Origin of the sequence: Pseudomonas sp. NPDC089734, assembly GCF_044748865.1 — a bacterium.
In the GTDB taxonomy this organism is placed as follows: domain Bacteria; phylum Pseudomonadota; class Gammaproteobacteria; order Pseudomonadales; family Pseudomonadaceae; genus Aquipseudomonas.
The window spans coordinates 71439-95438 of sequence record NZ_JBIVGV010000019.1 but is presented as its reverse complement, the minus strand read 5'-3'; the positions used below and the strand labels follow the sequence as shown (position 1 = coordinate 95438).

The following is a 24000-nucleotide window of genomic DNA, read 5'->3' as shown; positions in this document are numbered from 1 at the left end:
GCGGGGCGGGCCTGACTCTTCATCGCGCAGGCTGGAGTTCTGCAATGGCGCCATTTCGTCAAGAGTGTCTGTGGGAGCAACTGACGCCGCAGCGGCCGCTCAATCCGCCACTGATCGGTGAGCGTACGGCGGATGTCTGCATCATCGGGGCCGGTTTTACCGGTCTGTCGGCTGCACTTCAATTGCTTGAGGGCGGCAAGTCGGTCTGCATCGTGGAGGCCCATCAGGTCGGCCACGGTGGTTCGGGTCGCAACGTAGGGCTGGTCAACGCCGGGACCTGGGTTGCGCCGGACGAGCTGGAAAAAGTGCTGGGCAGTGCCGAGGCCAGTCGCCTCAATGGTGCATTGGGGGCTGCTCCGGCACTGGTGTTCTCCACCATCGATAAATACAGCATCGAGTGCCAGGAAACCCGTACCGGCACCCTGCACATGGCGCACAACGCCAAGGGGCTGGATGACCTGCGCAGCCGTGCCGAACAATGGCAGCGGCGCGGTGCCCATGTCGAACTGCTGACCGGCAAGACGTGTGAAGACGCCTGCGGCACCGACAAGATCGCCGGTGCGTTGCTCGATCACCGGGCCGGGACCGTCAACCCGATGGCCTATGCGTCCGGCATGGCAATCAATGTGGTTGCCCGTGGCGGTCTGCTGTTCGGTGAGTCGCCCGTCACCGGCCTGCAACGCACCGACGATGGCTGGAAGGTTTCCACCGACAAGGGCAGTGTGCGGGCCGAAAAAGTCATCATCGCTTCCAATGCCTACACCGAAGGCGAATGGACGGATGTGAAGGATCACATCTTTGCCGGTTATTACTATCAAGTGGCATCGCAGCCGCTCAGTGGACCGGAGCAGGCAAACATTCTGCGGGGCGGGCAGGGCTCCTGGGACACCCGCACGGTATTGAGCAGCATTCGCCGTGATGCACACGGGCGGCTGTTGCTCGGCAGCCTGGGCAATGCCGGCAATTACCCGCTGTGGTTCATTCGCCAATGGGCCGACCGCATCCAGCAGCATTACTTCCCGCAACTGGGCAAGGTCGAGTGGCAATGCACCTGGACGGGCCGTATCGGCTTTACGCCAGACCATCTGCTGCGCCTGTTCGAGCCTGCGCCGGGGCTGTTGGCGGCAACCGGGTTCAATGGCCGGGGTGTCACCACGGGAACGCTGGTGGGCAAATGCTTTGCGGACTACCTGCTCACCGAGGATGCCAAGGCCTTGCCGGTCAGTTTCTCGAAGAGCAAGACCGTGACGGGCAGTTCATTGCGCACTCTGGCCTACGATGCCGGTTTTACCCTGTATCACGCGGGGCAATGCCTGCGCGTCGTACTCTGATTTCCTAGAAGAATAAAACGCCATACAACAAAAAAACTTCATTCCATTTCTGCTGCCGTCGAAATCAATGCAAGGAAATCCAAATGGCAAGTTCCATACTCGCCCGGCTTTGCCGTGGCAGTCTTTCGGCATCCGGTCTATCTGAATTCCGTTTGAACGTAAGCCAATAAAGCAGCCCACGCTGCGCCAATAACAACGCTTATTCAAGACAGATTGCGCGTCGGGCTGCCTCTTTGCGTGCCGCCCTGTGCAACGTTCACGTTGAGGGTAGAACATGGTTTCTCATAAAAAGAACGAGCATCGCTCCCTGAAACACGGGCTGACATCTCGTCAGGTTTCGATGATTTCCATTGCCGGCATCATCGGTGCCGGTCTGTTCATTGGCTCGTCCAATGCCATCGCCACCGCCGGCCCCGCGATCCTGATTTCATACGGCATTGCCGGTCTGCTGGTCTTGCTGGTCATGCGCATGCTGGGTGAAATGGCGATTGCCAACCCGAACAGCGGTTCGTTCTCGACCTATGCGGGGCAGGCCATCGGGCCTTGGGCCGGATTCACCATCGGCTGGCTGTATTGGTGGTTCTGGGTGTTGATCATCCCGGTCGAGGCGATTGCCGGGGCCGACATTCTTCACGCCTGGATGCCTTCGGTGCCGTCCTGGCTGTTCGCTTTCCTGATCATGATCACGCTGTCCTGCACCAACCTGGTGAGCGTGAAGAATTTCGGCGAGTTCGAGTACTGGTTCGCGCTGGTGAAGGTCATTGCGATCCTGGCGTTCATCGCGGTCTGCACCCTGGCCGTACTGGGCTTCTGGCCATTGGCCGAAACCTCCGGCGTCGAGCAGTTGTGGCTGAACGGCGGCTTCATGCCCAACGGTTTCGGGGCGGTGCTGGGCGGTGTGCTGGTAACGATCTTCTCGTTCTTCGGTGCAGAAATCGTCACCATCGCTGCCGATGAGACGGCCAACCCCAAAGAGAAGATTCGCAAGGCCACCAACCTGGTGGTGTATCGCATCGCGATTTTCTACCTCTTCTCGATCTTCTTCATCGTGTCGCTGGTGGCCTGGAACGACCCGCGCCTGCTGCAAGTGGGCTCCTTTCAGCGTGCGCTGGAAGTCCTCAACGTCCCCAGTGCCAAGCTGATGGTCGATATCGTGGTCTTTGTGGCCGTGACCAGTTGCATGAACTCCGGCCTCTACACGGCTTCGCGGATGCTGTATTCCCTGAGTGCGCGAGGTGAAGCGCCTGTGCCGATCAAGCGTGTTTCCGGTAGCGGCGTGCCGACGGTGGCGGTGATTCTTTCCACGCTGGCAGGGTTTGCCGGCTGCTTCGTGAACTATGCCTTTCCCGGCAAGGTGTTCGGTTTCCTGCTGTCCACGACCGGCGCCATTGCGTTGCTGGTGTATCTGGTGATCGCGGTGTCCCAACTGCGGATGCGGGCGATGCTGGAAAAGGACGGCAACGAACTGGCCTTCAAGATGTGGCTGTTCCCGTGGCTGACCTGGTGCGTCATTGCACTGATCACGCTGGTGCTGGGTTACATGCTGATCAGCCCGAACTATCGCTATGAAACCCTGATGACCGCTGGCGTGACGGGCTTCATTCTGCTGATTGCCTTGTTGCGCCGCAGGAAGGTGACCGGAGCGTATGTAGCGTCCGGGGCCTGATTTTTCACGGTGGGTGGGAGCGAATTCATTCGCGAAGAGGCGACGATTGATTGCAGATCCGCAACTGCGCGCACAACCCGCCTTGCAGGGCGTATTTTTCGCGGATGAATCCGCTCCTACGGGCGCTGTAGGAGCGAATTCATTCGCGAAGAGGCGATGATTGATTGCAGATCCGCAACTGCGCACACAACCCGCCTTGCGGGGCGTTGTGCAGGTGCAGGCTGCTTTGCAGCTTGCGCACGATCATGTCGACAATTGCCAGCCCCAATCCGGCACCATTGCTGTTGCCATGGCTGTAGAAGCGTTCGAGCAGGCGCGCCTTGTGGTGTTCGTCGATGCCGGGGCCGGCATCTTCGACACTCAGGTGGGCGTTGCCGTCATTCTGGCGCTGCAGCACGACCCGAATCTCGCTGGCGGCCGGGGCGAAGTTCAGAGCGTTGGTCAGCAGGTTCTGCAGCGCAATGGTGATTGCACCCGGATCACTGTGAATCACGCATTCCTCATCGGCCTCAAGCACCAGTTCGACCTGCTTTTCCAGAGCGAGTGGCGTGAGTTCGGCCATTTCCTCCTGAACCAGTGTCTTGAGTTCAAAGGTCTTCAACTGCTCCGGATTCTGATGGGGTTCCAGCCGGGCCATGGTCAAGAGCTGGCTGGCGATACGGGCTGCCCGGTCCACGCCATGCACCATGAAATCCAGCGCCTCCTGACGTTGTTCGGGAAGTTCGGCCTGACGGGCGTTCTGGGCGTGAATGCGCAGGACGGTCAGGGGCGTGCGCAACTCATGGGCTGCGTCGGCAATGAAGCGTCGCTCGCGCTCCAGCAGATGATCGATCTGGGTCAGCAGGCGGTTGAGCGCGGTCTGCATGGGTTCCAGTTCTTTCGGCAATGGTGACAGGGTCAGAGGCTCCAGGCTTTCGGCGTCTCGCTTGCGGATTACCCGTGCCATCGACTGCAACGGACGCAAACCCCAGCCGATCACCAGCCAGATGGACACGATCAGCAGCGGAACGCCAATCACCGTCGGCCAGACGGTATGACTCACGATGATCTGGATCAGCCCTTGCCGTACGTCGTCGCGCTCACCCACCCAGATCAGAAAACCCTGTTGTGGATCGGCCAGCAGGAAGCCGCACCATTCATTGCCATTTTCCACAAGGTCATGTGAGCCTTCCTCGCGGGGCGGTTCACTGAGTATCGGGGCTTCGGCAGAACGCACCAGCAGTTCGCCCGATGTGCGCCAGACCTGAAAGGTCAGTCGGGTTTCATAAGGGTGGGCAACGCCGCTGGTGCCCACCCGGCTCATGGCTTCATCGAAGGCCTGATAGAGCTTGTCCAGATCCTGCTCCCCCTGGGCTCTCTGGCGCAGTACGCCTTGCAGCAAGCGTGCGCTTTGCGCCAGTTGAGCGTCGTAGACCTCTTCGATTTCATGGTGGCTGTCACGCAACACCAGCAGGCCGATGATGAGATCACCCAGCAGCAACAAGAGCAGGACCGGGGCCAGAATGCGTGCGCGTACCGAGGTCATGCCTTGAGCTCCAGCAGGTAGCCGACGCCGCGAACGGTGCGGATCAGGTCGGTGGACAGTTTCTTGCGCAGGTTATGGATCAAGACTTCCAGCGTGTTGCTCTCGACCTTGTCCTGCCAGCCATACAGCGTCGTGGACAGGCGCTCGCGGGTGACCACCTTGCCGGGGCGGATCATCAGCTGATGCAACAATTGATACTCCATGGGGGTCATGGGCACTTCGTTGCCCTGATAGCTGACTTGCTGGGACGCCGGGTCCAGGCTGATGCCCGCGTGTTCCATCAAGGGTTGTGCTCGCCCCTGGCTGCGGCGCAGCAAGGCCCGGACCCTGGCTTTCAGTTCATTGACGTCGAAGGGTTTGACCAGATAGTCGTCGGCACCGGCATCCAGCCCGGCAATCCGGTCTTCGGTGCCGTCACGGGCGGTCAGCACCAGTACCGGCAACGATTGCTGCTCGGCGCGTAACTGGCGCAGAAGATCGAAGCCGTCCAGGCGCGGCAGGCCCAGGTCGAGCAGCAACAGATCGAAGCGCTCGCTGCGCAGAGCGTGCAGGGCGCTGAGCCCGTCTTCCAGCCAGTCGAGTGTGTAGCCTTCGCTGTTCAAGGCCACTTTGATGCCTTGGCCGATGGCACGATCGTCTTCCACGAGAAGCAGGCGCATACAGGGTCCGAACGGGGAGTCTGGGAGAAGGGCGCCATCATGCCGTTCCGCCACAAGGCCGCGTAGTGCCGTATGTCCGGGAAGATGTAACGAGCTGTTGCGCCTTAAGCTTTTCCTAAGACTCGTTTCGCACAGTAGGAGCTCCTTCAACTGCTGCGAGTGTTCACCATGCGTAAAGTCCTGCTGATTTCCCTGCTGATGGCCAGCCCTCTTGCCCTGGCCGGCCCGCAATGCACCACAGCCGACAAGTCCCAATGGCAGGATCAGGCCAGATTCCAGGAACAACTCAAGGCCCAGGGTTACCAGATCAGCAAGTTCAAGGTCACTGACGGCAACTGCTACGAGATCTACGGTTTCGACAAGGACAAGCGCAAGGTCGAGATCTACCACGACCCGGTCACCGGCAAGGCCGTGAAGACCGAGATCAAAGGCTGATGAGCCGCGTTTCCCTGCGCCTGTGGGACCCTGTGGTCAGGCTGTTTCATCTGTCTGTCGCGGGTGTTTTCATCGCCAACTACTTCTTCAACGAAGCCGGTGGCGACTGGCATGTCTGGCTGGGCTATTACTCGGTGGCCTGGCTGGCTGTGCGAGTGGTGTGGGGATTCATCGGGCCGCGCAGTGCGCGCTGGAGCGATTTCTGGCCGACTCCGGGCCGCCTGCGCGCTCATGCTGGCGCGCTGATCGACAGGCGGCCTTTTCACCGGCTCGGCCATTCGCCTCTGGGCGCGCTGGTCATGGTCCTGATGATGGTGTTGATATTTTCCATCGGCCTGACAGGTTGGCTCATGGAGGAGGTCGACGCCCTGTGGGGCGCCGACTGGCCATTGCAGATCCATGAAACCCTGGCCGACGCATTGTGTGTGTTGGTGCTGCTGCACATGGCGGCAGCGGTTTTCGAGAGTTTCCAGGTGCGTGACAACCTGCCTCTGTCGATGCTGACCGGCAAACGGCGAGCGCTGCCTGACGAAACCGACCACTGAATATTCCCCTTTAATTTTCTTTCGCTACGGTGATGGATTGTCATGCCTGTTATTTCCCGAAAGCTGGCTGCATGGAGCGCAGGCCTTGCTGTTGTCACGATCTTTTTCAGCGCCTGGCTCAGCCATCCGTTGCACACCCTGTCTTCCTTTGCCGTGAGTGCGGCGCCGGTCAGTGTTGAGGGTGCAGCCCCTCAAGCGATGTACAACTCGCGTTTCGCTTCCTCGGATCTGGATGATTTCGTTCATTCCTCGGCCGTCACGGCCTTGCCCGGTGGCGACCTGATGTCGGTGTGGTTCGCCGGTTCTCGGGAAGGGGCCGGGGACGTGGAGATTCGTGCGGCCCGTTTCGATGCCAGTGCTGGCGAGTGGGGTCATGAACAGGTGCTGGCGACCCGAGAGTCCACCCAGGCCGGAACCGGGAAATACATTCGCAAACTGGGTAACCCGGTCGTTGCACTGGCTCCGGACCAACGTCTGTGGCTGTTCTATGTGTCGGTCTCGGTGGGCGGCTGGGCGGGGAGTTCGGTCAATGCCATGGTCTCCCAAGACATGGGCGTGACCTGGTCGGCACCGCGTCAGCTCATTACTTCACCTTTCCTGAACATCAGCACGCTGGTTCGCGCCGCTCCGGTGTTTCATGCCGACGGTTCCATTGGCCTGCCGGTCTATCACGAGTTTCTGGGCAAGTTTGCCGAGTACCTGTACTTGAGCCCCAACGGCGATGTGATCGACAAGTTCCGCATCAGCCGTGGCACCAACTCCCTGCAACCCACGGTCGTGCCGCTGGACGGTCAGCGCGCCGTGGCATTGCTGCGTTATGCAGGCAATACCTATCACCGCGTGCTGGCCAGCCGTACCGAAGACGGCGGTCAGACCTGGAGTGAACCGACGCCGCTGGAACCGAGCAATCCCAACTCGTCGCTGGCGGCGGTCGGTGTGCCGGGGCGCGGCCTGCTGGTGGCCTTGAACGATCTGCGAGACGGCCGTTTCAAGCTGAGTCTGTACGGCACCGACGAGCAGATGAATCAGTGGCGGCCCGTGATCGATCTGGACAAGTCCCCCGACCCGCTGGGCAATCCATTCTCGCTGGAGGCTTATCGGGAAATCCTTGGTGAAGGCTTCAGAGCTTCCAGCGGCGCTCGACGTCAGCCTCTGGAAGCCGAGTTCCTGAGCAATCTGGATCAGCGGGTCTGCTCGCCCCAGGGCTGTGATTTCGAATATGAATACCCGTACTTCATCCGCAGCCCGGACGGCATGTATCACGTGGTGTATTCCTGGAATAACACCTTCATCAAGCATGTCAGCTTCAACGATGCCTGGCTGGCGGAGCACTTTCTATGATTGCTCAATGGCTGGCCCATCTGGCGTTTGCACTGACGCTGTTTCTGATTCTGGCTTCATGGACATCCTCGTTGCGCTGGCGACTGGCGATACTGGCCGGAGCCTCTTTGGTGAGTGTGATTTCCATCGATGGTCTGTCGCTGGCCGCCTATGTGCGCAGCCTGAGCGATGACCTGGCGATTACCAGTCTGGTGGGGCTGGTCTGGCTGAGCCTGCAGCGCCTGGGGTTGATCCAGCCACTGGAAAATCGCCAGCGCGTGCTGGTGTGGTCTGTCATGGGCACACTGGCCTTGCTGCTGTATCCGGCGACGCTGGGCCTGACGTACTTCGACCCCTACCGCTGGGGTTTCAACCCACGGCCCATGATCATTGTCGTCGGTTTCGTCACCCTCGGGCTGCTGTACCTGCGCAGCCACCTGAGTGCCTTGATGCTGGCGTTGGCCACGCTGGCCTTCACCTTCCGCATCAAGCCTTCGGAAAACTACTGGGATTACCTGATCGATCCGCTGCTGGCGTTGTACTGCTGCGGGGCGTTGTTGGTGTTCGTGACGCGGCGTCTTTACCGCACCCGAGCCGGGTAGGACCGGATTTATTCGGGAAGACAGTTTTTCTGACAGCAGAGATGTATTGGGCGTACCGGTCTCTTCGCGAATGAATCCGCTCCCACAATGATTGGCGTACACCCCGCGATAGCCTAACGAGAGGAATGAAAATGAGTTGGCTGCAATCACGACGCCTGCGCTATTGGGCAGGCATCATCGTGCTGTTTTTCCTGCTGTCGACGCTGTTGAGAGGCGTGTTCTTCTGGCGCTTTTCCGGGATAGACGCCGGGCAACTGTTCACTGACCCTACCGTGGCGCAAACCCTGGGCATCGGTCTGCGCTTCGACCTGCGTCTGGCGCTGCTGGTGTCTCTGCCGGTTGCGTTCCTGTTGTGCCTGCCGCGCTGGAACATGGTCCGTGTGCGTGCCTTGCGCTGGATCGGCCGATCCTTTTTGCTGCTGGCATTGGGTATGCTGACGCTGATTCACATCATCGATTTCGGCCATTACGCCTATCTTGGCGTCAGGCTCAACGCCAGCGTCCTGCGGTATCTGGACGATGCACAGATCTCTCGCGACATGGTGTGGCAAACCTACCCGGTGGTGTGGATCAGCCTCGGGTGGCTGCTGACGTTGCTGGGGCTGGGACGCGTCCTGTTCTGGCTGGAGCACGTCACTCTGGAGCGAGCGCCGCGTCCGGTCAAGCGATGGTCGGCAGCCTGGGGCGCAGTCGTGATTGCAGGCGCGACCTTTCTTGGGCTGCTGGGAAGGGTGGAAAACCTCAACCTGGAAAACCCGGTGCCGCTGCGCTGGAGCGATGCGTTTTTCTCCGGCAATAACCACGTGGCGGCGTTGGGGCTCAACCCGGCGCTGTTCCTGTATGACACGCTCAAGGTCGCACAGTCGCGCTACGACGAAGATCAGGTGCGCCGCCACTATGACGCGGTCGTCAGGTACCTGAGCGTGCCGCAGCCGGATCCTCAGAGTCTGACTTTTCAGCGTCAGCAAGCCGTGCAGCCTTATCGGGTTGGCGGTGAACGTGCGCCGAACGTGATTTTCGTGATGCTCGAATCCCTGGGCACCAGCGCGGTCGGGGCCTATGGCAACCCGCTCAATCCCACGCCGAATCTGGACCGTCTGGCGACCCAGAGCTGGTTCTTCAAACATTTCTATGTCCCGGTGACCGGCACGGCCAAGACGGTCTGGGCCAGCATCACCGGAGTCCCGGACGTGACCCGTCAGGAAACCGCGACGCGCCATCCGTTGCTGACCCGCCAGAACACGATCATCAATGACTTCAAGGATTACCAGAAGCTGTACATGATCGGCGGCAACTCGGGCTGGGCCAACATGAACGCCCTTATTCGCCGCAGCATCGATGATGTGCGCCTGTATGACGAACGCGACTGGACTTCACCGCAGGTGGACGTCTGGGGCATTTCCGACCTGGACCTGTTCAAGGAAAGCGACAGGATCCTGCGTGAGTTGCCCAAGGATCGACCGTTTTTCGCTTATCTGCAGACGGCGGGCAATCACCGGCCTTTCACCATTCCCAAGGAGAACGACGGTTTCGAGGTCAGCAACCTGAGTCTGGAGCAGGTGCAGGCAGCGGGTTCGCGCAGTGTCGAGCAATACAACGCCGTACGCCTGCTGGATTTCAATATCGGTCGTCTGATGGAAATGGCCAAGGCGGGCGGTTATTACGAAAACACCATTTTCGTGATGTTTGGCGACCATAACACCCGGATCAGTCAGATCCCGCACATGGCTCCGGCCTTCGAGCAACTGGGTCTGGAAAGCAACAACGTCCCGCTGCTCATTCACGCGCCGGCGCTGTTGAAGCCTCGTGTCATCGAAGAGGCGGTGGGGCTGGCGGATCTTTTGCCGACCGTGGCGGGCATGGTGGGTGTCGAGTTCAGCAACGGGGCCATGGGGCGCGATATCCAGCAACCGGCACCGGAAGGCGAGCGTGTGGTGCCGCTGGTCCTGCGTGAAGGCACCTTCCCGCTGATTGGCGCCGTTACCCGGCACTTTCTGTTGCAGATGGAGCACGACGGCCGCTCGCCTACTTTGCATGACCTGGCTTCACGCACGCCGCTGGACAATGTGGCCGGGCAACACCCCGAGGAGTTCGAGCGATTGCGTGAGCTGACGCGAGGACTGCATGAGAGTTCACGTCTGATGCTGTACCGCAACGTGCGTTGATTTGAATTTGCCATCTCCTTCATAACCATCTAGGCTTGCACTCAATATAGGTAGGGGGGGTATGGTATGGCTCATTTGCAGGCCGAAAAGGATGATCTGCTCAAGCGTGTCCGGCGCATTGCCGGACAGGTGCAGGCGATCGAGCGTGGACTGGAGGGGGAGGTCGATTGTGCAAAGACCCTGCACTTGGTCGCGGCCACTCGCGGGGCCATCAATGGCCTGCTTGACCAGATCATCGAAGCGCATGCCCGTGAACATGTGGCGCGTCCCGGATTGAGTGACGAAGAACGGGCTCAGGGCCTGGAAGAGTTGCTCGAGGCAATCCATCGCTATTCCAAATGAATCCCCCCTTTCGGTCTGCTCGCCATCCATGCCATTGGCCTGAATGGAGAGGGCAGGTCTTGCCAGGAATCTTCACGATGACGAATGAACACAGCCATGACCACGTCTTTCTGGGCGCATCCCACGATGAAAACGCCCGCCGCACCTTGTGGGTCGTTGCCCTGACGTTTGCGATGATGGTGGTCGAAATCGCAGCCGGGTATATCACCGGTTCGATGGCGCTGCTGGCCGATGGTTTTCACATGGCGACTCATGCCGGTGCATTGGGCATTGCCGCGGGGGCCTATGCCTTTGCCCGACGCAACGCCAACAATGGGCGATTCAGCTTCGGAACCGGCAAGGTGGGGGATCTGGCGGGATTCGCCTCGGCACTGATCCTGTTCATGGTGTCGCTGGGGATTGGCATCGAGTCGCTGGTGCGCCTGTTTCAACCTGCGACAGTGGCCTTTGGCGAAGCCACGCTGATTGCGGTCATCGGCCTTGCCGTGAACGTATTGAGCGCTGTGCTGTTGTCGGGCGGGCATGATCACGGCCACGGCCATCACCACCCTCATGACACCCACTCGCATGAGCATGGGCACCCACATGGGGGCGACAACAATTTCCGTTCTGCCTACCTGCATGTGATGGCTGATGCACTGACGTCCGTGATGGCCATTGGTGCCTTGCTGGCGGGGCGTTATCTGGGCTGGGTCTGGCTCGACCCGCTGATGGGGATTGTCGGGGCCTGTGTGATTGCCCGGTGGGCTTACGGTCTGCTCAAGGACAGCGCCAATGTTCTGCTCGATGTGACCGACGAGCATGTGGCGCAGGAAATCCGCGAGGTGCTGGAGGCGGATGGCGATGTGAAAATCACCGACCTGCACGTCTGGCAGGTCGGCCCGCAGGCCCGGGCGGCCATCGTGAGTGTGCAGTCTGAAATAAATGTGTCAGCCGAGGTGATCCGGGAGCGCTTGCGCGACGTACATGAAGTGTCGCATCTGACAATTGAATGCCGGATGGCGTGATGCGAAATCACGGTGTTCTGGTTGAGCGGTGACTCTGAAATTGTCTTGTAGGTAAGAATTCTCACATCAGAGACAGGAAATTTCCGATGCTTAAGCTACTGTATTTCATCGGTAATTCTTGAAACCCCCTGTCAGATATTGCTGGCAGTCTGTATGTTGAGGGCTTATTTCGCCTGGATGCGGTTTCTTGTCGTTTCAATCCTTGAGAGCACGAGTGGATGTTGGCAACGTATACCCAGGTCACCCCGACACGATTGCTTGACGCTCTTCGCGTTGCAACGAATCAGTTACATGTCGATCTGGAAAAACGCCTGCCGTTTTTCTCCCCTGTTCTGGACCATGCGTACTTTCTTCGCTTGCTCCAGGCCTATCACGGTTTCTACAGACCACTGGAAGCGGCCTTGCTGACCAGTGGTCTGGTACCGCCAGCGCTTGCACAGGCCGAGCGCATCAAGACCCCCGCATTGCTGACGGATTTGCAGGCCCTGGGCATGACAGAACCGGATATCGACTCCCTTGTTCAATGCCCGCAATTGCCGGTGATCGACAGCCCCGGTGCCTGCCTGGGCGTGATGTACGTGCTTGAAGGTGCCACCCTGGGCGGGCAAGTGCTGCGACGTGAAATCCACAAGCGCCTGGGGCTGGACGAACACAGTGGTGCATCCTTTCTGAACGTCTACGGCAGCGCCACCGGCCCGCGCTGGAAAGCGTTTCTAGAGTATCTGGACTGCGTGTCAGGTGATGACGCAACCACAGAGGCCGCCGCACAGGCGGCCCAATCTACATTTGCATGTTTCGAGCACTGGCTCGATGCACAAGAGGTGCTGCTATGAGCCAACTCGATAAAGACGCTTTTGAAGCCCTCCTGGCCAATTGTGCAAATGAACCTATTCAGTACCCGGGCGCGATTCAGCCCCACGGCGTGCTGTTTACGCTGACCGAGCCTGATCTTGCAGTTCTTCAGGTCAGTGCCAACGTGCAAGAGCTGCTGGGCAGGAAGCCCGGTGATGTTCTGGGGCAGCCACTGGAACAGGTGGTGGGCGAGGGCTGGGCCACGGTGCTCAAGAGCGCCAGTGCCCATGAATCATTTCATGATGTGCCGCAGATTCTGATCACACTCAATGGCCGTGAATTCGAGGCCTTGTTGCACCGGAATCAAGGTGTTCTGGTGCTGGAGCTTGAAGTTCAGGACAGGCATGCACAGACAGCCATGGGAGAGCGGATCTCTAACCTGGGCCGTATGCTGCGCCAATTGCAGGCCGCCAAGACACTGGAGGCGCTGTATGAGATCAGCGTCCGTGAAATCCAGAAGCTGACCGGTTATGACCGGGTGTTGATCTACCGTTTCGAGGAAGAAGGCCACGGCCAGGTCATCGCCGAAGCGTCCTCCCCGGACATGGAACTGTTCAACGGCCTGTTCTTCCCCGCTTCGGACATCCCGGAGCAGGCGCGTGAGCTCTACCGTCGCAACTGGCTGCGCATCATTCCCGATGCCGATTACACGCCTGTGCCACTGGTGCCGCAGTTGCGTCCCGACAACGGGCAGCCGCTGGACCTGAGTTTCTCGACATTGCGCAGTGTGTCGCCCATCCACTGCGAATACATGAAAAACATGGGGGTGCTGTCCTCCATGAGCGTTTCCCTGCTCAAGGACGACAAGCTCTGGGGGCTGATCAGTTGCGGGCACCGCACGCCGCTGTATGTCTCGCATGAATTGCGCGGTGCCTGCCAGGCTATCGGTCAGGTGCTGTCGCTGCAGATTCGTGCGATGGAGGCACTGGAGGTCAGCCGTCAGCGCGAAGCGAAGGTTCAGATGCTGAAAAGCCTGAACGACTCCATGCTGACCGCCTCGGAAAATGTCTTTGACGGCCTGACCCGGCACCCGCAATTGTTGATGGACCTGGTGGGCGCATCTGGCGTGGCGATCATCGAGGACAAGCAGTTGCATGTCTTTGGTTCCTGCCCCGAGCCCCATGAAGTTCGCGAACTGCACCAATGGCTGATGAAAGGCGGGCAAACGGTCTTTTCCAGCCATCATCTGTCGAGCGTCTACCCGGCGGCCGCGGCCTATCAACAGAGCGCCAGCGGTGTTCTGGCCATGAGCTTGCCCAAACCGGTCGACAACGGCGTGCTGTGGTTTCGTCCGGAGGTCAAGGAAAGCATTCAATGGAGCGGTAACCCGGATAAACCACTGGATATGGAGGAGTCGGGTGAGGGCTTGCGCCTGAGGCCGCGGACCTCTTTCGAGATCTGGAAAGTCGAGATGGCGGGCATTTCCACCAAGTGGAGCCATGGCGATGTGTTCGCGGCCAGTGACCTGCGCCGTTCGGCACTGGAGGCCGACCTTGCCCGGCAAGTGCTCCGTGAGCAACAGGCTGTACGCGCACGTGACGAACTGGTCGCGGTCGTGTCCCATGACCTGCGCAACCCCATGACGGTCATTTCCATGCTCTGCGGCATGATGCAAAAGGCCTTCAGTTCCGATGGCCCGCACACCTCGCGGCGCATTTCTTCGGCCATCGACACCATGCAACAGGCTGCCAGCCGCATGAACGTCCTGCTCGAAGACCTGCTCGACACTTCCAAGATCGAAGCCGGGCGCTACATCATTTCGCCGCAGCCTCTGGATGTCAGTCATATCTTCGAGGAGGCCTATTCATTGCTGGCACCGTTGGCCATGGATAAAACCATCGATATCTTCTTCAACGCCGAGCCCGACCTCAAGGTCAATGCCGATCCCGAGCGTCTGTTCCAGGTGCTGTCCAACCTGATCGGCAACGCCATCAAGTTCACCCCCAAACAGGGGCGTATCGATGTGCTGGCGGTGCCCAACGGAGACGAAATCGTCTTCACCGTCCGGGACTCCGGCGAAGGCATCCAGCCGGAACAACTGCCGCATATCTTCGAGCGTTACTGGACCATCAAGGAAGGCAACCCGACCGGAACCGGTCTGGGGCTCTACATCTCCCAGGGCATCATCAAGGCCCACGGCGGCATGCTGACCGCCGCAAGCACGGTCGGAGAGGGGAGTGAGTTCAGGTTTACGGTGCCGGTGGCGCGGTGACGGCATGCGGGCTTTGGTTTTTTTGCTGTTGCTGGGCCTGAGCACTTTCACATTCGCCGGTTATGACGTGCATATCAGCCGCAAGGCTTTCTGGGCGGATGAGGCGGGTCCCCGGATTTCCCTTGAGGAATGGCTGGCGTATGTAAAAACAGACGCCCAGATTGTCAGGGATGCGGCCAATAGTCCGCAGGATTTCATGGTGTCCATTACCGGGGAATCCTTTCCTCTCTGGTATCGCCCGGACATGGGCGAGCTTTATACAAAGGATCCCTCTGACCGGGCGATGACCAAACTGGAAGAAATCGCTCGCCGGCTGAAGGCGAGGGTTCAGGGGGATGATGGGGAGTTTTATCCGGCTGCGCCTTGAGCGTTGTTGTCAGACGCCAGGTTCTTTCATAATGCAGACTTCCTGAAGATCGCTGTCGTGCGGTCAACAGGACCGGATTTATCCAGGGCGTCGGTACCGGCCGTGGATAACAAAACGCAACATCATGATTTACAGGCCTTTCTGTAGGAGCGAATTCATTCGCGAGAGGCCTGTGAAGTTGAAGAAGATCTATCGCCTTCAATGATGTCTCGCGAATGAGCGGATCGCGGCCCGATTCGCTTCTACCGTTTTGGCTTACGTCGTCCTGTTCTGACGAAAATCACTCCAATAAGATCATTTGAGAGGCAAGTATGGGACCCGCAGAGTTGATACATGGCGTTGAGCGTGTGATTGAGGCCATTGGTTTCTTGCCATCGTTTCACGATGCGGAAGTTGTCTCTTTTTCGGTTTCCCGGCATCTTCCCCGCTCCGATTCGCCTACTGTAGCCAAACTTTGTGTTCATTATCGTGAGCATGAAATGGTCGGAGTGGGGACGGCAGATCTTGAAACCGTTTGCCAGAAAAGCCTTCTGATCGAGTTCATATTCAGCGATATCCACGAGCTGTCTCTGAATGATTTCAACCATCAGAACGTGCTCGAATCCATTGAGCTGAAAAGAGCACAGGACTCATCGATTCTTGTGGATATGTTTCCAATCTGGGGCTTTGGCGGAATAATCCGTTGTGCCGATGTCGCTGTTGGAGAGATTACGAATTTATTGGCTTGATAAAGACAGACATTCGGCAAAACCGAATCCGGATGATCATGCTCTGTCAGTGCCGCTGACGCTTTGCCACGGCTCCCTGACCCCGCAGGCCCCGATGCAGACTATCTGCTCGGGGCCGCTCTCTTTCTTCAGGTGCTCATGATGCGGTCTGATAGCGTTCGGCAGGGTGAGCCTGACGAATGTCGGAAAGCAGCAAGCGGCGGGCACTGTCCAGTTCATCCCAGCGTCTGGCGACATGCAGGGGCGGGATGGTGATCGGTTCCCGGCGGTCATAGCCGATCAGGGCCGCATCCACCAGGTCATCGACTTCCATGACTTCAGGCAGCGTATCGACATCAATGCCCGAATGCTTCCAGATGTCTGTGCGCGTGGCGGCAGGCAGAACGGCCTGTACATACACGCCTTGCGGGCCCAGCTCCAGCTGCAGGCCTTGCGACAGGAACAGGACGTAAGCCTTGGTCGCGCCATATACCGTCATGTTGAGCTCGGGCGCGAGCCCGACGACGGACCCGATGTTCACAATGGCTCCTTCACCGGCCTTGGCCAGCCTGGGGGCGATGGCGGCTGCGAGCCGTGTCACGGCGGTCATGTTGAGTGCGATCAGCGCTTCGATGCTCTCTGCATTCTGGTCAGCAAAGCCTCCCGACTGACCGATCCCGGCGTTGTTGATCAGTACGCCGATTCTGGCGTCGCTGCTCAGTCGCTTTTCGACATTGGCCAGGTCGCTGGTTTTGCTCAGATCGGCCGGCAGCACTTCGACAGCGACGCCGCTTTCTTCCCGCAGTCGGGTGGCGAGCGCTTCCAGCCGTGCTTTATCGCGTGCCACAAGGATCAAGTCGTGACCACGGCGGGCGAATCGCTGCGCGTAAGTTGCCCCGATTCCGCTGGAGGCGCCTGTGATCAATACCGTTGGTAATGTGCTCATGAAGATGGCTCCTGATTCAAGTGAATGTCGAAAGGCGCACCCGCGTATCGGGCGGGTGCCTTGTGTTTACTGAGCGTGCGCATCGGCCAGTGCCGGGTAGTCGGTATAGCCTTCGGCCCCGCCGCCATACAGCGTGGCCGGGTTTATCGCGGCCAGCGGTGCACCGGTCTTCAGGCGTGCGATCAGGTCTGGGTTGCTGATGAATGGACGGCCAAATGCAAAGAGGTCTGCCTGCCCTTCGGTGAGTCGTGAGGAGGCCAGTTCCAGGTCGTAGCCGTTATTGGCGAGGTAGGTCTGGTGGAAGCGGCTGCGCAATGCGGCATAGTCGAACGGCGCGACCTGGCGTGGGCCTCCGGTAGCGCCCTCGACGACATGCAGGTACACAACACCCAGCTCATTGAGCCGTTCGGCAATGTAGTTGTACTGAGACTGAGGATCGCTGCAGGTCATGTCATTGACTGGCGACACGGGCGAGAGACGGACACCGGTACGGTCTGCGCCTATCTCGTTGGCCACGGCGGCGGTGACTTCCAGCAACAGGCGCGCACGATTTTCGATCGAACCACCATAGGCGTCGGAGCGCTGGTTGGCACCGTCCTTGATGAACTGTTCCAGCAGGTAGCCATTGGCTCCGTGAATTTCCACCCCATCGAAACCGGCGGCGATGGCATTGGCGGCGGCCTGGCGAAAGTCGTTCACGATTCCGGGCAACTCGTCCAGCGCCAGGGCTCGCGGCTCGGAGACCTCGGCAAAACCGTTGTTCACGAACGTCTGGGTCTGGGCGCGGATGGCCGACGGGGCGACAGGGGCGGCACCTCCGGGTTGCAAGTCCACATGGGAAATACGCCCCACATGCCACAACTGCACGAAGATCCGGCCACCGTCGGCATGCACGGCGTCGGTCACTCTGCGCCAGCCATCGATCTGTGCCTGGGTGTAGAGGCCGGGGGTGTCCTGATACCCCTGAGCCTGTTCTGAAACCTGTGTGGCCTCGGTGATGATCAGGCCGGCAGAAGCACGTTGCCGGTAGTAAGTAGCCGTCAACTCGGTAGGAACCAGCCCCTTGCCTGCGCGATTGCGCGTCAGGGGGGCCATGACAATACGGTTGGGGAGCGTGAGATTACCCAGGCGGAAAGCGTCGAAAAGCGTGCGGTTGGTCATGGATATACCTTTGGTGGCGGTGTTCAGGTGGCGGAATGGCGTGCCGTTGGCGGAGGCGCTTACTTAAGATGATGATCGAAATCTAAAATGTCAATTATTTTGATGTTGGGTGACATCAATGTATGATCGACTCATTCTTCGGCGTTAACCGTGTGAGTGCAGAGATGAAGGTCACCAAAGCCCAGGCGCAGGCAAACCGAGCCCATATTGTCGAGACGGCCTCCGCGCTGTTTCGCGAGCGGGGTTATGACGGCGTGAGCGTGGCGGATCTGATGGGCGCTGCCGGTTTCACCCATGGCGGTTTCTACAAACACTTTGGCTCTAAAGCCGACCTGATGACGGAGGCCGCGGCCTGTGGTTTTTCACAGCAGCAAGCCCGTCTCTCGCATGCCGGGCGTGCTGAACTGATCACGCAATACCTGTCGCGCGAGCATCGCGACTCACCCAGCGATGGATGCACGATCGCTTCGCTTTCCGCTGATGCTTCGCGCCAACCGGAGCAGGTCAGGCAGGTGTTTGCTGAAGGTATCGAGCGCCTGATTGCCGCTGGGGCAGAGGCGATCGTCGAGACGGAAGGGGTAGAGCAAAAGGAGGCCCGGACCAGAAGGATCGACGCCCTGGCACAGCTCGTGGGGGGGCTGATGCTTTCAAGAGCATGCCCTGACGATTCCCCCCTGGCCGATGAAATACTGGAGGCTTGTTGCACCGCCGCGCTTTCTCGCCTGTCCGGCTCTTCGTCATAGGCGCTGGCGGTATCGACAGGCTGCTGGCAGAGGTTTGTCTCTTGATGAACAATGGCCAGTCATATGAACCATTTCCGCGCATACCGTCCGGCTTTTCCGGAGCCGCCACCCGGCATTTACAGATTGAGTACACACCATGAATCGTCGTAAGAAAATCCAGCAGCTCTTAAAGGCCCACGCCAAAAAGGCGAACGCCAAGCTGGCGCCGAAAAACAACAAGCCCAAGTACATCTGCAAGGCTGACCGGCTGAAAATGGCGGCTGAGGCCAGTCAGGAAGCAAATACTGCGAGTGAGGGCTGATCCTGATCGTGTGAACACTTCGGCAAGCGAGCCCCGGTCACAGGCTCGATCAATCCCAATAGGGCGGCGACCCGATCGCTTCAACAAGAAACGCCGAGACCTCGCGAACCTTTCTGGATCGCAATCGATTCTCCGGAGAGAGGATCTGGATGAATGATTCCTGCGCCGAGGCGGCGACCTCCCATTCTGGCAGTACGCTGATCAGACTGCCGTTCTGAAAGCTTTCCTTTCTGAACACCCAGGTCGGGAAAAGGACCAGTCCGCGACCCGCAACTGCTGCGGCCACCAAGGCTTCCGCATTGTTACTGCGTAACTGACCACTCACGTCGAATACCTTCAGAACGTCTTCATCAGAGCGCCTGAAATACCAGCGTTGCATGCCGGATTTGCCCTTGTACAACAGGCAGTTGTGCCGGGCCAGATCGTCAGGGGTTGCGGGTGAACCGTGGCGGGCAAGGTAGTCCGGGCTGGCTGCCAGCACATAGCGTTGAGGCACAGCCATACGGCCAATCAGTCCGGAATCCATCAGGCCGCCGACGCGGACGGTAATGTCTGCGCCTTCCTGCACGGGGTCGATGAATGTATCCGTGAGTGTGAGTTCAACCGAGAGGTCCGGGTATCTCACCTGCAAATCGTTCACCAGCGGCGCTACGTGCAGTCTGCCCAGGGCTTCGGGCGCGTTGATCCTGACCAGGCCTCTGATACCCGCATCCCGATGGGCAAGCTGATCGGCGGCGGAGTCCAGTAGCTCGATGGCCTCCCGAACCTGTAGATAGAAGTGCTCGCCTTCCTCGGTCAGCCTGACGGCACGTGTGCTTCGATAGAAGAGTTGCTGGCCCAGTTCTTTTTCCAGGGCGGCGATGAAGCGCGATACCGATGAAGCCGGAACCCCGAAAAGCCTGGCCGTTGCCAGAAAACTGCCAGTAGTGGCCACGGTGAGGAAGTAGCGCAGGGCTTTGATCTGCATGGCTGCTCAGTCGATTGTCAGTGTCATAAATTGCGATTCTAGCAATTTTGTTTTGAGTTTAAGGGCGCTAGTAGCATCAATGGCCTTTATCTAGCATCGCTTGACCTGATTCCAGAGAGCCTTGTCATGAGCAGCCTTTTTGAACCCTTCGACCTGTCCGGCACCCTGCTGACCAACCGTATCGTAATGGCACCGATGACACGTGCCCGTGCGCCGCGTGATATCGCAGATGAGCAAACGGCGCTTTATTACACTCAACGTGCGACGGCTGGCTTGATCGTGACCGAGGGCACGCCGATTTCCCGGGAAGGGCAGGGCTACCTGTTCAATCCGGGCATTTACTCTGCCGAACAAATCGCTGGCTGGAAGCTCACAACCGATTCCGTACATGCCGTTGGCGGGCATATCTTCGCGCAACTCTGGCATGTCGGCCGGATTTCACATCCTTCGATTCAAGAGGGTGGCAAAACACCGGTCAGTCCCAGTTCCATGCAAGCCAGAGGTGCCAAAGCCTACGGGTACAACGAGGAAGGCAAACCCGACCAGGTCACGCCTCCTGCTCCCCGGCAACTGACGACGGATGAAGTCGAACGGATCGTTCAAGACTTTGCCCAGGCTGCGGCCAACGCGATTGAGGCCGGATTTGATGGCATAGAAATTCATGGTGCCAATGGCTATCTGCATGAACAGTTCCTGAACCCGTTGGTGAATGACCGCACGGATCGCTATTCGGCGACGACCCTGGAAAACCGGTTGCGTTTTACCCTTGAGGTGATCGATGCCGTGGTGCAGCGCATCGGTGCAAAACGTGTGGGGATCCGGATCTCTCCATATGGGCAGCTTTTTGACATGCCGTTGCATGACAGAATTGACGAAACCTACACCGCACTTGCCAAAGCCATCGGTGAGCGAGGTCTGGCCTACGTCCACCTCATGAACCAGTCAAACTTCGAGCGCCTCGATAAGCAGCTTCAAGGTGGAATCGATGACAATTTCTTTAGCCTGATGCGCGACATCAAAGGCTATATGAGAGACACCGCCTTGATCCTTGCGGGCGGCATGAACCGTGAGCGTGCCGAGCAAATGATTGCCGAAGGGCTGATTGATCTCGTGGGCATCGGTGTCGACTTCATCAGCAACCCGGATCTGGTGGCCCGCATGAAAAATGACTGGCCCCTGACCCCGGCAGACCGCGGGACTTTCTATGGTGGCGATGCCCGAGGTTACATCGACTATTCCCCTTATCGTCCGTAAAAACTGAACAGATGCGCCCATCACTTTTTACCCGAAGCGATGGGCGTGGGGCGCTCGACTGCTCATGAGGCCGAGTCATCCTGTGATTCATTGGCCCTCCTGACGGAATGCATCGGACTTTTTGCAGTCTGTATGCGCAACTCTGTCAAGGATCCGGACATGTTCACCTGTCGCAACCTCCCTCTGCTCTGTCTTCCCCTGATTGCTGGCTGCCAGTTTCTGCCGCACAGCTCGTTCTTCAAGGCCCCTGAAAACGAACCGAATCCGGCCTGGGTTCGCATTGTCAACTTCACCCAGCACTCGGCCATTTATCAGGAGGTCAATGGTGTGCGTACGGGCGGGGTGATCCGTCGGGGCGAGCTGCCGTTCATTCACACCCAGGACAAAGGCATGCCCAAGGCCGGGCAGGATCTGACGTTCGATTTCTATGAAACGCAAGTGCGGCCCGGTGTGGAGACGCAGGTATTTATGAATTGGCAGGGCGAGCGCACGCAATATTGCTTCGTCACGGCCGCTTTCACTCCCAAGGCTGGCCGTTACTACCAATTCGAGATGACTTCGGGGGATTCCGGGACCTGCACGATGACTTCGACCCTGGTCGAGCCTGACAAGGACGGCACGGGCTGGCATTTGAGCCCCAATCCCGATGTCACTTACCCGCGTGGCAGCCATGTCGGCAAAACCATTTACAGCATCGAACGCTACAGGGACAGCAGTTACAAGCCGTTCACCCCGGGGATGTGAGAAGGGACCGGAAGGCTTGAGCCAGCCGGCCCCTTTTTCAGCAGGACTCAGACGGTGACGACGATTTTGCCGATCTGCTGGTTGGCTTCCAGGAAGCGATGGGCTTCCTGAATGTCATCGAGCGTGAATGTCCTGGCAATGATCGGGCACAGTGCGCCGGACTCCAGCCCCGCCAGAATGAAGGTCTTGGCACGCGAAAGCGCTTCCGGGTCCGAGACGATCTCTGCATAGAGATAGCCCTTGAGGGTCAGGCTCTTGCCGAGCACGGTAAACAGCGGGAACGGCGTCGGTTCCGGGCTGAGGGCGCCGTACTCCAGCAGAATGCCGCCTCGGGCCATGCTTTGGGTCAGGGGTTCGAAAGCCGGCCCGCCCACGGGGTCGAACACCACGCGGGCGCCTTGCCCGTCCGTCAGCGCCATGACGCGTTCGACAATGTCTTCCTCGTCGCTGACGATGACATGGGCGGCACCCGCCTCAAGCAGTGCCTGTTTCTTCGCTCGGGTCCGGGTGATGGCGATGGCCGTGGCACCGACCATGCGTGCCATCTGGAAAGCCGCCAGGCCGACACTGCTTGAAGCCGCTGTCACCAGCACGAAATCACCTTGTTGCAGTTTCGCCTGTTCGATCAGGGCACCCCAGGCCGTGACGTACTGCATCCAGGCCGCTGCCGCCTCCTCGAAGGACAGGTTCGCAGGGCTTTTGACCACCAGATGGGCTGGCACATTCGCCAGTTCGCCGTAAGTGCCCCAGCGTGCGATATCCAGCGGCGGGATCAATGCAACGGCATCGCCCACTGCGATATCACGGACGGCACTGCCGACCGCGACGACAACCCCGGCAGCCTCGTAGCCAAGACGGCTGGGGAACTCGGCTTCCTGAAGGTACGCGTGATTGCGGAACATCACCTCGGCGCGGTTCAGGCCGATGGCTTTCACACTGATCTGCACTTCATCGGGGGCAGGGGCTTGTACATCCAGTTCTTCCAGCTTGAGGACGCTGGCGTCACCGTATTCATGGATTCGGACAATACGTGCCATGGGGCATATCTCTCTTGGGGGATCGGTGCTCTGATCCGGTTGAAAAGGGCAAGCGGTCACCTCGTTTCCGCCGGGTACCGCTCAAAACGTGAGGTCAATTTAGGCGTTGGTCCCGGGCGGATAAAGTTCTACGATGGCCCAAGACTTGAAACAGAGAGTTTGTAATGGATCGCCTGACCCAGATGGCTACCTTCGTCAAAGCCGTGGAACTGGGCTCGTTCAGCGCCGCCGCTGACGACCTCAATCTGTCCTCGCAACTGGTCGGTAAACACGTGAAGCTGCTTGAGCAGCATCTGGGCTTGTCGCTGTTGAACCGGACCACACGGCGGCAGAGCCTTACCGACTTTGGCCGTGCGTTCTATCAGCGCGCAAAGATGATTCTGGCCGACATGGAAGCGGCAGAGAGTCTTGCGGCGGTGACGCGCGGCGTCCCCAGCGGCCGTCTGCGAGTCAATGCTCCCGTCACGTTTGGCATGCACACGTTGTCGCCGCGCCTGCTGGAATACATGGTCAAGTACCCTCAGGTGTCGGTGGAGTTGATCCTGGCGAACGAACTGGTCGATCTGGTCGATGATGGCTACGACGTGGTTTTCCGCATCGGAGAACTGCCGGACAGTGGCCTGAAAGCGATACCGCTGGCACCGTACCAGCTCGTGCTGTGTGCGGCACCGTCCTATCTGGCGCGACGTCCACCGATTACCGATCCCTGGGATCTGCAACAGCATGAGTGCCTGGGTTTTGCGTTTTCGGACGGTCGATCGCACTGGAGTTTCGACGGGCCGGAAGGGCGAATCGATGTGCCGATTACAAGCCGATTGACGATTAATCAGGGCGATCCGCTTCTGGCTGCTGCCGTGGCAGGCCTGGGCGTCGTGCTGCAGCCGCAGGAGCTGGTCAGGGATGCACTGCGAAACGGCACGTTAGTGAAGCTGCTTCCTCAGTACGTCGTGCCAGCATCCCCCATGAATGTCCTGTATGCCCCCGACCGGCGCCTGACCCCGAAACTGCGCAGCTTTCTGGATTTTGTGATTGCGTCGTTTGCGGACCGGCATTGAGGCGGTCATGGAGAGCATCTTGTCTCCTCACGGTTTGTATCGATGCAGGACGATGGA

General features: G+C 59.1%; 24 protein-coding genes. 18 read left to right on the top strand and 6 right to left on the bottom strand.

All coding sequences use genetic code 11. The annotated features are described in order from the left end of the window. Positions 1-44: 44 nt before the first annotated feature. Together ACIPY9_RS21005 and ACIPY9_RS21000 are read left to right on the top strand one after the other, a co-directional pair. Positions 45-1331, top strand: a complete 1287-nt coding sequence (locus ACIPY9_RS21005) for an NAD(P)/FAD-dependent oxidoreductase (protein ID WP_400705902.1) — start codon at positions 45-47, stop codon at positions 1329-1331. 274 nt (positions 1332-1605) lie between these two features. Continuing rightward, positions 1606-2997: an amino acid permease gene (locus ACIPY9_RS21000; protein WP_400705899.1), complete on the top strand. Its 1392-nt coding sequence runs from the start codon at positions 1606-1608 to the stop codon at positions 2995-2997. Between the two features lie 139 nt (positions 2998-3136). Here ACIPY9_RS21000 and ACIPY9_RS20995 read toward each other — a convergent pair whose 3' ends face one another. Next, the gene (locus ACIPY9_RS20995; protein ID WP_400705896.1) at positions 3137-4522 is read right to left on the bottom strand and encodes an ATP-binding protein; all 1386 of its coding nucleotides are present in this window, start codon (positions 4520-4522) and stop codon (positions 3137-3139) included. Next, positions 4519-5181, bottom strand: coding sequence for a response regulator (locus ACIPY9_RS20990; RefSeq protein ID WP_400705893.1), 663 nt, complete (start codon positions 5179-5181; stop codon positions 4519-4521). Before ACIPY9_RS20990 ends, ACIPY9_RS20995 begins: the two co-directional genes overlap by 4 nt. Positions 5182-5349: 168 nt before the next feature. On the opposite strand from ACIPY9_RS20990, the gene ACIPY9_RS20985 reads away from it, so the two are divergent. From ACIPY9_RS20985 to ACIPY9_RS20935, 11 genes are all read left to right on the top strand, one after another. Beyond that, a complete protein-coding gene (locus ACIPY9_RS20985; RefSeq protein ID WP_400705891.1) occupies positions 5350-5616 on the top strand; it encodes a PepSY domain-containing protein in 267 nt (88 codons plus the stop codon). Then, on the top strand, positions 5616-6161 hold the full coding sequence (locus tag ACIPY9_RS20980; RefSeq protein ID WP_400705889.1) for a cytochrome b/b6 domain-containing protein: 546 nt from the start codon (positions 5616-5618) through the stop codon (positions 6159-6161). Before ACIPY9_RS20985 ends, ACIPY9_RS20980 begins: the two co-directional genes overlap by 1 nt. A 42-nt stretch (positions 6162-6203) precedes the next feature. Next, positions 6204-7502, top strand: coding sequence for an exo-alpha-sialidase (locus ACIPY9_RS20975; protein WP_400705887.1), 1299 nt, complete (start codon positions 6204-6206; stop codon positions 7500-7502). Next, on the top strand, positions 7499-8083 hold the full coding sequence (locus ACIPY9_RS20970) for a hypothetical protein (RefSeq protein ID WP_400705885.1): 585 nt from the start codon (positions 7499-7501) through the stop codon (positions 8081-8083). The genes ACIPY9_RS20975 and ACIPY9_RS20970 overlap by 4 nt, the downstream gene beginning before the upstream one ends. Positions 8084-8214: 131 nt before the next feature. Beyond that, positions 8215-10248, top strand: coding sequence for an LTA synthase family protein (locus ACIPY9_RS20965; RefSeq protein WP_400705882.1), 2034 nt, complete (start codon positions 8215-8217; stop codon positions 10246-10248). Positions 10249-10314: 66 nt separating this feature from the next. Then, on the top strand, positions 10315-10590 hold the full coding sequence (locus ACIPY9_RS20960; protein ID WP_400705879.1) for a metal/formaldehyde-sensitive transcriptional repressor: 276 nt from the start codon (positions 10315-10317) through the stop codon (positions 10588-10590). 77 nt (positions 10591-10667) lie between these two features. Further along, a complete protein-coding gene (gene dmeF, locus ACIPY9_RS20955) occupies positions 10668-11597 on the top strand; it encodes a CDF family Co(II)/Ni(II) efflux transporter DmeF (RefSeq protein ID WP_400705876.1) in 930 nt (309 codons plus the stop codon). Between the two features lie 218 nt (positions 11598-11815). Next, a complete protein-coding gene (locus tag ACIPY9_RS20950; RefSeq protein ID WP_400705873.1) occupies positions 11816-12430 on the top strand; it encodes a biliverdin-producing heme oxygenase in 615 nt (204 codons plus the stop codon). Continuing rightward, positions 12427-14661, top strand: a complete 2235-nt coding sequence (locus ACIPY9_RS20945) for an ATP-binding protein (protein WP_400705870.1) — start codon at positions 12427-12429, stop codon at positions 14659-14661. Before ACIPY9_RS20950 ends, ACIPY9_RS20945 begins: the two co-directional genes overlap by 4 nt. Further along, complete coding sequence (locus ACIPY9_RS20940) at positions 14627-15028, top strand: hypothetical protein (RefSeq protein WP_400705867.1); 402 nt, start codon at positions 14627-14629, stop codon at positions 15026-15028. Before ACIPY9_RS20945 ends, ACIPY9_RS20940 begins: the two co-directional genes overlap by 35 nt. Before the next feature lie 311 nt (positions 15029-15339). Continuing rightward, positions 15340-15756, top strand: a complete 417-nt coding sequence (locus tag ACIPY9_RS20935; protein ID WP_400705865.1) for an Imm50 family immunity protein — start codon at positions 15340-15342, stop codon at positions 15754-15756. A gap of 136 nt (positions 15757-15892) precedes the next feature. On the opposite strand, the gene ACIPY9_RS20930 is transcribed toward ACIPY9_RS20935, so the two are convergent. Together ACIPY9_RS20930 and ACIPY9_RS20925 are read right to left on the bottom strand one after the other, a co-directional pair. Beyond that, positions 15893-16681, bottom strand: coding sequence for an SDR family NAD(P)-dependent oxidoreductase (locus tag ACIPY9_RS20930; RefSeq protein WP_400705862.1), 789 nt, complete (start codon positions 16679-16681; stop codon positions 15893-15895). Positions 16682-16747: 66 nt separating this feature from the next. Next, a complete protein-coding gene (locus tag ACIPY9_RS20925; protein ID WP_400705859.1) occupies positions 16748-17842 on the bottom strand; it encodes an alkene reductase in 1095 nt (364 codons plus the stop codon). Between the two features lie 164 nt (positions 17843-18006). On the opposite strand from ACIPY9_RS20925, the gene ACIPY9_RS20920 reads away from it, so the two are divergent. Beyond that, the gene (locus tag ACIPY9_RS20920; RefSeq protein WP_400705962.1) at positions 18007-18585 is read left to right on the top strand and encodes a TetR/AcrR family transcriptional regulator; all 579 of its coding nucleotides are present in this window, start codon (positions 18007-18009) and stop codon (positions 18583-18585) included. Positions 18586-18721: 136 nt separating this feature from the next. Further along, entirely contained in the window at positions 18722-18886 is a 165-nt protein-coding gene (locus ACIPY9_RS20915) for a DUF2986 domain-containing protein (RefSeq protein ID WP_400705857.1), read from the top strand. Between the two features lie 49 nt (positions 18887-18935). On the opposite strand, the gene ACIPY9_RS20910 is transcribed toward ACIPY9_RS20915, so the two are convergent. Next, positions 18936-19853, bottom strand: a complete 918-nt coding sequence (locus ACIPY9_RS20910) for a LysR family transcriptional regulator (RefSeq protein ID WP_400705855.1) — start codon at positions 19851-19853, stop codon at positions 18936-18938. A 126-nt stretch (positions 19854-19979) separates the two neighbouring features. Here ACIPY9_RS20910 and ACIPY9_RS20905 point away from each other — a divergent pair, with 126 nt between their 5' ends. Beyond that, positions 19980-21107, top strand: coding sequence for an alkene reductase (locus tag ACIPY9_RS20905; RefSeq protein WP_400705853.1), 1128 nt, complete (start codon positions 19980-19982; stop codon positions 21105-21107). Positions 21108-21266: 159 nt separating this feature from the next. After that, positions 21267-21851: a hypothetical protein gene (locus tag ACIPY9_RS20900; protein ID WP_400705851.1), complete on the top strand. Its 585-nt coding sequence runs from the start codon at positions 21267-21269 to the stop codon at positions 21849-21851. A 47-nt stretch (positions 21852-21898) separates the two neighbouring features. Here the strand turns inward: ACIPY9_RS20900 and ACIPY9_RS20895 are convergent, their stop codons facing one another. After that, entirely contained in the window at positions 21899-22888 is a 990-nt protein-coding gene (locus ACIPY9_RS20895; RefSeq protein WP_400705849.1) for a zinc-dependent alcohol dehydrogenase family protein, read from the bottom strand. A gap of 164 nt (positions 22889-23052) precedes the next feature. On the opposite strand from ACIPY9_RS20895, the gene ACIPY9_RS20890 reads away from it, so the two are divergent. Beyond that, positions 23053-23943: a LysR family transcriptional regulator gene (locus ACIPY9_RS20890; protein WP_400705847.1), complete on the top strand. Its 891-nt coding sequence runs from the start codon at positions 23053-23055 to the stop codon at positions 23941-23943. Positions 23944-24000 lie beyond the last annotated feature (57 nt).